Source organism: Cupriavidus sp. KK10, from assembly GCF_018223725.1.
GTDB lineage: Bacteria > Pseudomonadota > Gammaproteobacteria > Burkholderiales > Burkholderiaceae > Cupriavidus > Cupriavidus necator.
The window spans coordinates 5,490,644-5,501,781 of sequence record NZ_CP073677.1 but is presented as its reverse complement, the minus strand read 5'-3'; the positions used below and the strand labels follow the sequence as shown (position 1 = coordinate 5,501,781).

The window sequence follows — 11,138 nt, the reverse complement described above, 5'->3', positions numbered from 1 at the left end:
AACGCCTCAGGCAAGAATTCACAAAAACGCATCAGGTAGACCATGACAGAAACAAGGACGCCCCGCATTGTTGTCGTCGGTGGGGGAGCAGGGGGGCTGGAACTGGTAACGAAGCTGGGCGACAAGCTCGGCCGCGAGGGGAAAGCGCAGGTGGTGCTGGTGGACCGCCTGCCCACCCACATCTGGAAGCCGCTGCTGCATGAAGTGGCAGCCGGCAGCATGGACCCCAACACGCACCAGCTGGAATACGCGGCGCAGGCGCGCTGGCATCACTTCGAGTTCCAGCTGGGCGAGCTGACCGGCATCGACCGCACCCGCAAGACCATCTCGGTGTCGGCCAGCTTCGACGAGGACGGCGCCGAACTGCTGCCGGCGCGCGAGCTGCCCTATGACACGCTGGTGCTGGCGATCGGCTGCGTCACGCATTTCTTCGGCGTGCCCGGCGCGGCCGAGAATGCCATCGCACTGGACGTCGTGGCGCAGGCCGAGCGCTTCCGCAAGCGGCTGATCGCGGCCTGCGTGCGGGCCCAGAACGGGCGCGGGCGCGTGGGCGAGGACGGCCGGCCGCGCGTGGACGTGGCCATCATCGGCGCGGGCGCCACCGGCGTGGAGCTGTCGGCCGAGCTGCGCAACACCGCGCACGTGCTCAGCGCCTACGGCCTGCACCAGCTTGACCCGCGCCGCGATGTGCATATCCACGTGATCGAGGCCGGCCCGCGCATCCTGCCGGCGCTGTCCGAGCGGGTCTCGGTCGAGACCGCCAAGCTGCTGAAGAAGCTCGACGTCGATGTCCTGACCAGCGAGCGCGTGACCGAGGTCACGCCGCAGGCGGTGCTGACCGCCAGCGGCAAGCATATCGATGCCGACCTGACGGTGTGGGCGGCGGGCATCACCGCGCCGCCGGTGCTGGCCGCGCTGGGACTGCCGGTCAGCCGCCAGGGCCAGATCGTGGTCGGCCCGACGCTGCAGAGCGAGGGCGACCCGGACATCTTCGCCTTCGGCGACTGCGCCAGCTGCCCGTGGCCCGAGAAGCAGACCGCGGTGCCGCCGCGCGCACAGGCCGCGCACCAGCAGGCCACCTTCCTCTACAACGCGCTGCGTGCCCGGCTGGACGGGCGCCCGCTGCCATCGTTCGCCTTCCAGGACCTCGGCTCGCTGGTGTCGCTGGGGCATTTCAGCGCGGTGGGCAGCCTGATGGGCGGGCTGATCGGCGGCTCGATGTTCATCGAAGGGCTGATGGCGCGCGTCATGTACACGTCGCTCTACCGGATGCATGTGATGGCGCTGCACGGCGCCGTGGGCATGGCACTGGATACCATCTCGCACTGGCTGCGCCGCAAGACCAGCCCGCGCGTCAAGCTGCACTGACGCGCGCCCGGGCGGGGCTTTCCGCGCTGCACCATGCCGCGCGGGCGGCTGGCGTGCGGGGGTGGCTGCAAAGCCGCCCCATGTTTTCTCCATGTCTGCTTAAAATCTGGCGCTGGCGCCGCATCCCGGCCCAGCCACCAACGATCCTGGAGACACGCATGCTCAAACCGGAAGTGGATAGCCTCGTCCCCGGCCAGACGTTCGACCGCCGCGGGTTTGTCAAGATGGCGCTGGGTTCCGCCTTTGCGGCGGCCGCGCTGCCGGTGATGGCCCAGCAGGCCATCAAGACCGACTTTGCCGGCCTGAGCGCCGGCGAGGTCACCATCCCCTCAGGCGGCTTCAGCATGCCGGCCTACCGCGCCCAGCCCGAAGGCAAGAAGAACCTGCCGGTGGTGCTGGTGGTCAGCGAGATCTTCGGCGTGCACGAGCATATCGCCGACGTGTGCCGGCGCTTTGCCAAGCTGGGCTACCTGGCGATCGGGCCGGAACTGTTCGCGCGCCAGGGCGATCCGCAGAGCTTCGGCACCATCCAGGAGTTGCAGCGCGAGGTGATCGCCAAGGTGCCTGATGCGCAGGTGATGGGCGACCTGGACGCCGCGGTGGCCTGGGCCGGTGCCAACGGCGGCGATGTGTCGCGCCTCGCCATCACCGGCTTCTGCTGGGGCGGGCGCATGACCTGGCTCTATGCCGCGCACAGCAAGCGCCTGAAGGCCGGCGTGGCCTGGTATGGCCAGCTGGCGCCCGAGCCGACCCCGCTCAAGCCGAAGAATCCCATTGACCTGGTCGGCCAGCTCCATGCCCCGGTACTCGGCCTGTATGGCGGCAAGGACACCGGCATCCCTCTGGAGCAAGTGGAGAGGATGAAGTCCGCGCTGGCGGCGTCGTCCGACCCGGACGCCAAGGCCTCGCGCTTTATCGTGTACCCCGAATCCGGCCATGCCTTCCATGCCGACTACCGGCCCAGCTACCGTGAAGCCGACGCCAGGGATGGCTGGCAGAAGTGCCTGGACTGGTTCAGGCAGCACGGCGTGGCCTGAGCCGGCCGTCCGGGCGCCGCGAGGCGCCTCTCGCCCGACAGCAGGATTGCAAAGTCCCGGCGGATACGTACAATGCGGCCTTTGAGTTATTGCAACATTGTTGCGTTAGCCGCCCGGCGCGATGCGGGCGGAACGGCGGGGCCGCCCGGTACCGCCACCCCGGGAGCCCATCATCCATTCGACGCTTTTGTATATCCTGCTCGCCGCCACGATCTCGGGGGTGGGCAGCATTTTCGGGGCGGCGCTGCTGTCGCTGACCGTGGCGTCCCGCGTGGTCGAGCGCATGGTGAGCTTTTCGGTGGGCGTGCTGCTGGCCACCGCGCTGCTGCATTCGCTGCCCGAGGCATTCGAGTCCGGCGCCGACCCGCGCGCGCTGTTCGGCACGCTGCTGGCGGGGCTGCTGGGTTTCTTCCTGCTGGAAAAGATCTCGCTGCTGCGCCACTCGCACCACCACGAGGGCGACGGGCACCACCACCATCACGGCCATGACCGCGAGGAAGCGGGCCGCAGCGGCCTGACCATCCTGGTCGGCGACACCTTCCACAATTTTGCCGACGGCATCGTGATCGCGGCGGCCTTCCTGGCCGATCCGCATATCGGCGTGGTCACCGCGCTGGCGATCGCGGCGCACGAGATCCCGCAGGAAGTGGGCGACTTCATCGTGCTGCTCAACGCCGGTTTCTCCAAGGCGCGTGCCTTCGCCTTCAACCTGCTGTCGAGCCTGGCGGCCATCGCCGGCGGTGTGGTCGGGTATTTCCTGCTCGACCAGCTGAGCGGCTGGATCCCGTACGTGCTGGTGATTGCCGCCAGCAGCTTCCTCTATATCGCGGTCAGCGACCTGATGCCCCAGATGCAGCGCAAGCCGCGCTGGCGCGAGTCGGCGATCCAGGTGGTGCTGGTGGCTGCGGGCATCTCGGCGATCGTCTTCATCACCAACGGCGTGCACGAGAGTCACAGCCACGGCGGGCACGGCCATATCGCGCCCGCCGCGCCCATTGCCTCGTCACGCTGATCTCAGGCGGCCCCGGTAGCGACCGGGCGCGCCGGGTCGGCGCACCATTCGCTCCATGATCCCGGATACAGCGCCGCGCCGCCCAGGCCGGCCGCTTCCAGCGCCAGCAGGTTGTGGCAGGCCGTGACGCCCGAGCCGCACTGCATCACTGCCTGCGCCGGGGCGCGCGCGCCCAGCACTGCGCCGAATTCCGCGCGCAGGGTCTCGGCTGGCTTGAAGCGGCCGTCCGTCCCCAGGTTGTCTTTGAAGAAGCGATTGACTGCGCCGGGGATATGGCCGCCAACCGGGTCCAGCGTCTCGTTCTCGCCGCGGAAGCGGTCGGGGGCGCGCGCATCCACCACCAGCAGCGTGGCGCGTTCGAGGTTGTCCACCAGCGCGGCGGCGTCGACGGTCGGCACCAGCGACTTGCGGCGTTGGAACTTGCCGGGGAACTCCGGCTCTTGCGCGGCATCGTGTTCCAGCGGCAGGCCGGCCTTGACCCAGGCGTCCTTGCCGCCGTCGAGCACGGCCACGGCATCGTGGCCGAGCCAGCGCAGCAGCCACCACAGCCGCGCGGCGAACATGCCGCCCTGCGCATCGTAGGCCACTACCGGGGTGTCGTTGTCCACGCCCAGCGCCTGCAGGCGCGCCGCCAGGTCGTCGGCGTCGGGCAGGGGGTGGCGGCCGTTGCTGCCGGTCTTGGGGCCGGACAGCTCGTTGTCCAGGTGCAGGTAGAAGGCGTCGGGCAGGTGGCCGGTACGATAGGCCTCGCGGCCGGCCGCCGGGTCGGCCAGATCGAAGCTGCAGTCGATCACGACGCAGCCGCCGGGCGTGGCCAGCAGCGATTGCAGTGCGGTGACGGAAATCAGCGGTTTCTGCATGGGAATCCTGTTGCGATCGATGGAAATGGGCTTAGGAGATGCTACACCTCGGGATGGACTTCCGCCTCCGGCGACTTGACCGGCGTGGCCGGCGTGGGCTTGGCATCGGTGCCCTGGCGCGCGCGCATCAGCGTGGTGGCGATGCCGCTGGCGATGATCAGCCCCATGCCCAGCCAAGACAGCCAGTTCAGGCGGTCAGACCAGATCAGCATGCCCCACACGCTGGAGAAGACGATGCCGGCGTATTGCAGGTTGGCGGTCAGCAGCGTGTTGCCGCGCTTGTAGGCGCGCGTCATCGCGGTCTGGCCCAGCGTGGCCAGGATGCCGATGGCCAGCAGCAGGCCGGCGCCGTACCAGGTGTGCGGGCTGGTGCCGCCCAGCAGCATCCACGCGAGTCCGGCGATCATCCCGACCAGCGAGAAATAGAACACGATGCGGCCCTCGGGCTCGCCCAGCTGGCCGAGCTGGCGCACCTCGACATAGGCCAGCGCCGTGAACATGCCCGAGATCAGTCCGACCAGGCCGCCGGTCAGCTGGTCCTTGCCGACTGAAGGCTGCAACAGGCAGATCACGCCGGCAAAGGACAGCAGGATCGCCAGCACCAGGCGCCGGTCGGCATTGCCGCCGGTGCCGGCCAGCGCCGCGCCGGCGCCCAGGATCAGCGCGATCCATACCGGCGACATGTAGTTCAGCGTCATCGCGGTGGCCAGCGGCAGCAGCGAGATCGAGGTGAACCACAGCATCAGCGCGGTCACGCCGAACACGCTGCGCTTGATGTGCGACAGCATGTAGGGCGTGCGCACCGGGACACCGCGCGAGGACAGCAGCACCCACATGATGACCACGCTGATCAGACCGCGGTAGAAGACGATCTCGCCGGTGGTGTAGAGATCGGATGCCAGCTTGACGCCAACCCCCATCAACGAGAAGGCGAAGGCGGCGAACAGCATCCAGAGCGATTGCATGGCGAGGGCGTGGTGAAGCGAAGCGGGAAGGAGAGACATCCGGCGCGCGCGCGGGGCTTCGTGGCTGGCCTCGCGTCGCGAAAGCGGTCTGGCGCGGCGGTATGCGCGGCCGGCACCGGACAATGATTCTAGCAGTGCACTTCGTGTCCCAAAGCAAAACGGACCGCCGTGGCGGTCCGTTCCTGCGTGCGTTGTGCGGTTATTGCACTAGCCAGCGTAAGCCATGGCGCGGCGATACCACTCATGGAAATGCTGCATGCCGTCTTCCATCGGCGACTGGTACGGGCCGACCTCGCTGGTGCCGCGCTTGAGCAGCGCGAGCCGGCCGGCATCCATGCGCTCGGCGATCTCGTCGTCCTCGATGCAGGTTTCCATGTAGGCGGCGCGCTCGGCCTCGACGAACTCGCGCTCGAACAGCGCGATTTCCTCGGGGTAGTAGAACTCCACCACATTGCGCGTCTTGCGCGGGCCGACCGGGTGCAGCGTCGAGATCACCAGCACGTTCGGGTACCACTCCACCATGATGTTGGGGTAGTAGGTCAGCCAGATCGCGCCGTGCTTGGGCAGCACGCCGTCGTTGAAGCGCAGCACCGCGTCGTGCCACTTCTGGTACGTCGGGCTGCCGGGGCGCTTCAGGCCGGCATGCAGGCCCACGGTCTGCACGCTGTGCCACTCGCCGAACTCCCATTTGAGGTCGTCGCATGAGACGAAGCTGCCCAGCCCCGGGTGGAACGGCACGACGTGGTAGTCCTCCAGATAGACCTCGATAAAGGTCTTCCAGTTGTAGTCGCACTCGTGCACCTCGACGTGGTCCAGCATGTAGCCGTCGAAGTTCAGGTCCTGCGCCACGCCCAGCCTGGCCAGGTCGGCGCGCACGTCGCGCTTGCCGTCGAACAGCAGGCCGTTCCAGTTCTGCAGCGGCGAGCGCTTCAGGTGCAGGCAGGGTTGCTTGTCGAAATGCGGCGCGCCGAGCAGCTCGCCCTTCAGGTCGTAGGTCCAGCGGTGCAGGGGGCAGACGATGTTCTGCGCATTGCCGCGGCCGTTGAGCATGATGGCCTGGCGGTGGCGGCAGACGTTGGACATCAGTTCGATGCCCGCGGCGTTGCGTACCAGCATGCGGCCTTCGTCCTCGGCCCTGAGCGTGTGGTAGTCGCCGACTTCCGGAACCATCAGCTCGTGGCCGATATAGCCCGGGCCATTCCTGAACAGCAGTTCGAGTTCTTGTTGATGCAGCGCTTCGTCGAAATAGACGCCGACGGGCAGTTGCGTATCAGCCGGCGCCAGCTTGAGCGCGGTGCTGAGATTGGACATTATCCCCACTCCCAGATGAACAGGTGAAAGCAGTGAACAACCCAACCATCGAAAATTGAATCGATTTGGGAAAGACAGTCGCCAGGTCGGGAGAGACTCCCATGCACCCCTGGCGGCGAACGGGGGATTGTACCCGAGCCAAAAAGTTAAGGGCCTGATTTTTTTGCCTTTTTAGCGAAAAAGTCGACCCGGGTCGTCATCTGGGTGCCGTACCGGGCGCATTCGGAAAGACGACCCGAGCGCACAAGTCACATATGCCCCAAAGGCACTCATCGGAGGTTGCCCCGCGGCTCCGCAAGGATGGGGCAAGGGCCGGCTTTGGCGTAAAATCCGGGCTTCCCCATCCGGGTTTCCTTATGATTCGACCGGATTCCATATTTCCAGGGCCAGACATGCCAAAAACGATGACCGCTCCGGTCCAGACCGACGACACCACCGCGGCCTCGGCGCCGCCCGCTTCCTACGAAGCGGCAATGGCCGAGCTCGAGACCCTGGTGGCCAGCATGGAGAGCGGCGAACTGCCGCTCGAGGCATCGCTGGCGGCCTACCGCCGGGGCGCCGAACTGGTGCGCTACTGCCAGCAAAAGCTGGAGCGCGTTGAGCAGCAGGTCAAGGTGCTGGAGGGCGACGTGCTCAAGCCGCTGGCCGGCGAAGGCAGCGGTGCAAACGGTGGCAATGGCGGCGCGTCGGGGGCGGACGACGAATGACCGACTTCGCCCAATGGATGCAGGCGCAGGGCGCCCGGACCGAAGCCGCGCTGCAGGCAGCGTTGCCCGATGGCAACACAGTGCCGCATACGCTGCACGAGGCCATGCGCTATGCTGCACTGAGCGGCGGCAAGCGCGTGCGGCCGCTGCTGGTGCATGCCGCCGGCGAGGTCAGCGGGGCGGCCCCGGCCGCCTGCGACGCGGCGGCCTGCGCGGTGGAGATGATCCACGCCTATTCGCTGGTGCACGACGACATGCCCTGCATGGATGACGACGACCTGCGCCGCGGCCGGCCCACCGTGCACAAGGCCTATGACGAGGCCACCGCCTTGCTGGTTGGCGACGCGCTGCAGACCCAGGCCTTTATCGTGCTGGCCGGTGCCGGGGCGATCGCGCCCGCGGCGCGGCTGCGGCTCGTGGCCGAACTGGCGCTGGCGTCGGGCTCGACCGGCATGGCCGGCGGCCAGGCGATCGACCTGCAGAACGTGGGCCGGGCCATGACGCGCGAGGCGCTCGAGGCCATGCACCGCATGAAAACCGGCGCGCTGTTGCGCGCCAGTGTGCGCATGGGCGCACTATGTGGTGAAATCGATGCCCAGGGACTGGCTGCGCTGGACCGCTATGCGGCGGCAGTGGGATTGGCGTTCCAGGTGGTTGACGATATTCTGGACGTCACTGCCGATACCGCCACGCTGGGCAAGACCGCCGGCAAGGACGCCGCCCATGACAAGCCGACCTATGTATCGCTGATGGGACTTGACCCGGCTCGCGCACTGGCCGGGACGCTGCGCGCAGAGGCACACGAGGCGCTGGCCGGCTTTGGCGAGCGCGCGGACCGCCTGCGGGACCTGGCGGACCTGATCGTGCTGCGCACACATTAAACAGAGAGCCGGCCGAACGGACATCATGACCTACGCACTTCTCAACAAGATTGACGCCCCCGCAGACCTGCGCAAGCTCGACCGGCGCGAGCTCCAGACCCTGGCGGACGAACTGCGCGCCTATGTGCTGGAGTCGGTCTCACAGACCGGCGGCCACCTGTCGTCCAACCTGGGCACGGTAGAGCTGACCATCGCGCTGCACTACGTCTTCAACACCCCGGACGACCGGCTGGTGTGGGACGTGGGCCACCAGAGCTATCCGCACAAGATCCTGACCGGGCGCCGCGAGCGCATGGGCACGCTGCGCCAGTGGGGCGGCATCTCGGGCTTCCCGCGCCGCAGCGAGAGCGAATACGACACCTTCGGCACGGCGCATTCGTCGACCTCGATCTCGGCCGCGCTGGGCATGGCGCTGGGCGCGCGCACGCTGGGCGAGAAGCGCGTCTCGGTGGCGGTGATCGGCGACGGCGCCATGACCGCGGGCATGGCTTTCGAGGCGCTGAACAACGCCGGCGTCTACAAGGACCTGCCGCTGGTGGTGGTGCTCAACGACAACGACATGTCGATCTCGCCGCCGGTGGGCGCGCTCAACCGCCACCTGGCGCGGCTCTTGAGCGGCCAGTTCTACGCGGCCACCAAGAAGGGCATCGAGAAAGTCCTGTCGGTGGCACCACCGGTGCTGGAGTTCGCCAAGCGCTTCGAGGAACATGCCAAGGGCATGATGGTGCCGGCCACGCTGTTCGAGGAATTCGGCTTCAACTACATCGGGCCGATCGACGGCCATGACCTGAACTCGCTGGTGCCGACGCTGCTGAATATCCGCCAGCGCGCGCTCGAGGGTGCCGGCCCGCAGTTCCTGCACGTGGTGACCAAGAAGGGCCAGGGCTACAAGCTGGCCGAGGCCGACCCGATCCTGTACCACGGCCCGGGCAAGTTCAATCCGGCCGAGGGCATCCGCCCCGCGGCCAAGCCGGCGCGCAAGACCTACACGCAGGTGTTCGGCGACTGGCTGTGCGACATGGCCGCGGCCGACAAGCGCCTGGTCGGCATTACCCCGGCGATGCGCGAGGGCTCGGGCATGGTCGAGTTCGAGAAGCGCTTCCCGGACCGCTACTACGACGTGGGCATCGCCGAGCAGCACGCCGTGACCTTTGCCGGTGGCCTGGCCTGCGAAGGCCTGAAGCCGGTGGTGGCGATCTACTCGACCTTCCTGCAGCGCGGCTATGACCAGCTGATCCACGACGTGGCGCTGCAGAACCTGCCGGTGGTGTTCGCGCTGGACCGCGCCGGCCTGGTCGGCGCCGACGGCGCCACGCACGCGGGCGCCTACGATATCGCCTACCTGCGCTGCATCCCCAACATGATGGTGATGACGCCGTCCGACGAGAACGAGTGCCGTCAGCTGCTGAGCACGGCATTCCACCAGACCTGCCCGAGCGCCGTGCGCTATCCGCGCGGCTCCGGCCCGGGCGCCGCCATTGCCGCCGAGCTCACCACCGTGCCGGTCGGCAAGGGCGTGATGCGCCGCGAGGGCGGTGCGCGCGCGGGGCATCGCGTGGGCTTCCTGGCGTTCGGCTCGATGGTGCACCCGGCCCTGGGTGCCGCCGAGGCACTGGACGCCGCGGTCGCCGACATGCGCTTCGTCAAGCCGCTCGACGTGGAACTGGTCAAGCGCCTGGCCGCGGAGAACGACTACCTTGTGACGGTGGAAGAGGGCAGCGTGATGGGCGGCGCCGGTAGCGCCGTGCTCGAAGCGCTGGCCGAGGCCGGCATCGACAAGCCGGTGCTGACGCTGGGCCTGCCCGACCGCTTCGTCGACCACGGCGACCCGGCCTACCTGCTGCAGCAATGCGGCCTGGACGCGGCCGGCATCGAGCGCTCGGTGCGCGAGCGCTTCGGGCTGGACCAGCCCAAGGTCACGGTCGCCTCGCGCGTGGCCTGATCACCTGCTGTCCCGAAGGGGATTCGGCCCTCGCACCACGAGTGCGTCCGAATTCCCTTAAACTCCCCTTTTTTGTGTTCGCAGCTGCGGGCCGGCGTGCCATTTGCCGGATCCCGTGGTTTCACACTCGTTGCGCGGCATGGATGGACTGCGAAAATGCCGCGACCGTAAGGGCTCGTGCCGCCCCACTTGGGCGCGACCCTGGAGGAAACCGTAGATGAATGACATCAACCCCGCCTTCATCATGCCCGACGTCCAGTCGAGCCCCGACACCCGCCAGATCCCCATCCAGCGTGTCGGCGTCAAGGGCGTGCGTTACCCCGTGACCCTGAAGACCCCGACCGGCATCGTGCCGACAGTGGGCACCTTCAATCTCGACGTGCACCTGCCGGCGGACCAGAAGGGCACGCATATGTCGCGCTTCGTCGCGCTGCTGGAAGAAGAGCGCGCACCGCTGGAGCTGGCCAGCTTCCGGCTGATGCTGGACAAGATGCTGGAGAAGCTGGAGGCCGAGGCTGGCCGCATCGAGGTCACCTTCCCGTACTTCATCAGCAAGATCGCGCCGGTGTCGGGCGTGGAGTCGCTGCTGGACTACGAGGTCACGCTGACCGGCGAAGTGCGCAACGGCGCCACGCGCGTGTTCCTGAAGGCGCTGGTGCCGGTGACCAGCCTGTGCCCGTGCTCGAAGAAGATCTCGCAGTACGGCGCGCACAACCAGCGTTCGCATATCACCATGGACGTGGAGCTGGCCGGCGAGCTGCCGGTGGAAGCGCTGGTCCGCATGGCCGAGGAAGAGGCCTCGTGCGAGCTGTGGGGCCTGCTCAAGCGCCCCGACGAGAAGTTCGTCACCGAGCGCGCCTATGAAAATCCCAAGTTCGTCGAGGACCTGGTGCGCGATATCGCCATGCGGCTGAATGCGGATGACCGCATCGTGGCGTATGTGCTGGAGGCGGAGAACTTTGAGTCGATCCACAACCACAGCGCGTATGCCGTGATCGAGCGGGACAAGCGCGTCGACTGACCGCGTTGTCGCTGCAATGGAAAGAGCCACCGCA

General features: G+C 67.6%; 10 protein-coding genes. 7 read left to right on the top strand and 3 right to left on the bottom strand.

From position 1 onward, the window contains the following. Positions 1-42: 42 nt before the first annotated feature. The 3 genes from KB879_RS25635 (at position 43) to KB879_RS25625 (ending at position 3,417) form a co-directional block, all read left to right on the top strand. Entirely contained in the window at positions 43-1,368 is a 1,326-nt protein-coding gene (locus tag KB879_RS25635) for an NAD(P)/FAD-dependent oxidoreductase (protein WP_211980030.1), read from the top strand. 158 nt (positions 1,369-1,526) lie between these two features. Further along, positions 1,527-2,405, top strand: coding sequence for a dienelactone hydrolase family protein (locus tag KB879_RS25630; protein WP_211980029.1), 879 nt, complete (start codon positions 1,527-1,529; stop codon positions 2,403-2,405). 121 nt (positions 2,406-2,526) lie between these two features. After that, positions 2,527-3,417 (top strand): ZIP family metal transporter, encoded by an 891-nt coding sequence (locus KB879_RS25625; RefSeq protein WP_011615804.1) that lies wholly within the window; start codon positions 2,527-2,529, stop codon positions 3,415-3,417. 2 nt (positions 3,418-3,419) lie between these two features. Here the strand turns inward: KB879_RS25625 and KB879_RS25620 are convergent, their stop codons facing one another. From KB879_RS25620 to KB879_RS25610, 3 genes are all read right to left on the bottom strand, one after another. Beyond that, entirely contained in the window at positions 3,420-4,277 is an 858-nt protein-coding gene (locus tag KB879_RS25620) for a sulfurtransferase (protein WP_211980027.1), read from the bottom strand. A gap of 41 nt (positions 4,278-4,318) precedes the next feature. Beyond that, positions 4,319-5,242 carry a DMT family transporter gene (locus tag KB879_RS25615; RefSeq protein WP_013957535.1) on the bottom strand — a complete coding sequence of 308 codons (924 nt, stop codon included), beginning with the start codon at positions 5,240-5,242 and terminating at the stop codon, positions 4,319-4,321. Between the two features lie 207 nt (positions 5,243-5,449). Continuing rightward, positions 5,450-6,553, bottom strand: a complete 1,104-nt coding sequence (locus KB879_RS25610; RefSeq protein WP_013957534.1) for an SRPBCC family protein — start codon at positions 6,551-6,553, stop codon at positions 5,450-5,452. Positions 6,554-6,945: 392 nt separating this feature from the next. Here KB879_RS25610 and KB879_RS25605 point away from each other — a divergent pair, with 392 nt between their 5' ends. The 4 genes from KB879_RS25605 (at position 6,946) to folE2 (ending at position 11,104) form a co-directional block, all read left to right on the top strand. Beyond that, the gene (locus tag KB879_RS25605) at positions 6,946-7,260 is read left to right on the top strand and encodes an exodeoxyribonuclease VII small subunit (RefSeq protein ID WP_013957533.1); all 315 of its coding nucleotides are present in this window, start codon (positions 6,946-6,948) and stop codon (positions 7,258-7,260) included. Further along, complete coding sequence (locus KB879_RS25600) at positions 7,257-8,141, top strand: polyprenyl synthetase family protein (protein ID WP_211980026.1); 885 nt, start codon at positions 7,257-7,259, stop codon at positions 8,139-8,141. The genes KB879_RS25605 and KB879_RS25600 overlap by 4 nt, the downstream gene beginning before the upstream one ends. Positions 8,142-8,166: 25 nt before the next feature. Then, positions 8,167-10,083: a 1-deoxy-D-xylulose-5-phosphate synthase gene (gene dxs / locus KB879_RS25595; RefSeq protein ID WP_211980025.1), complete on the top strand. Its 1,917-nt coding sequence runs from the start codon at positions 8,167-8,169 to the stop codon at positions 10,081-10,083. A gap of 217 nt (positions 10,084-10,300) precedes the next feature. Further along, positions 10,301-11,104 (top strand): GTP cyclohydrolase FolE2, encoded by an 804-nt coding sequence (gene folE2, locus KB879_RS25590; RefSeq protein WP_013957530.1) that lies wholly within the window; start codon positions 10,301-10,303, stop codon positions 11,102-11,104. The last annotated feature ends 34 nt before the right edge of the window (positions 11,105-11,138 follow it).

What these genes read in the sequence shown, in the direction of transcription:
- KB879_RS25600 (WP_211980026.1), top strand. Translation starts at nt 7,257, where the DNA reads ATGACCGACTTCGCCCAATGGATGCAGGCGCAGGGCGCCCGGACCGAA.
- KB879_RS25625 (WP_011615804.1), top strand. Translation starts at nt 2,527, where the DNA reads ATGCGGGCGGAACGGCGGGGCCGCCCGGTACCGCCACCCCGGGAGCCC.
- KB879_RS25610 (WP_013957534.1), bottom strand. Translation starts at nt 6,553, where the DNA reads ATGTCCAATCTCAGCACCGCGCTCAAGCTGGCGCCGGCTGATACGCAA.
- KB879_RS25635 (WP_211980030.1), top strand. Translation starts at nt 43, where the DNA reads ATGACAGAAACAAGGACGCCCCGCATTGTTGTCGTCGGTGGGGGAGCA.
- KB879_RS25620 (WP_211980027.1), bottom strand. Translation starts at nt 4,277, where the DNA reads ATGCAGAAACCGCTGATTTCCGTCACCGCACTGCAATCGCTGCTGGCC.
- KB879_RS25615 (WP_013957535.1), bottom strand. Translation starts at nt 5,242, where the DNA reads ATGCAATCGCTCTGGATGCTGTTCGCCGCCTTCGCCTTCTCGTTGATG.
- dxs (WP_211980025.1), top strand. Translation starts at nt 8,167, where the DNA reads ATGACCTACGCACTTCTCAACAAGATTGACGCCCCCGCAGACCTGCGC.
- KB879_RS25630 (WP_211980029.1), top strand. Translation starts at nt 1,527, where the DNA reads ATGCTCAAACCGGAAGTGGATAGCCTCGTCCCCGGCCAGACGTTCGAC.
- KB879_RS25605 (WP_013957533.1), top strand. Translation starts at nt 6,946, where the DNA reads ATGCCAAAAACGATGACCGCTCCGGTCCAGACCGACGACACCACCGCG.
- folE2 (WP_013957530.1), top strand. Translation starts at nt 10,301, where the DNA reads ATGAATGACATCAACCCCGCCTTCATCATGCCCGACGTCCAGTCGAGC.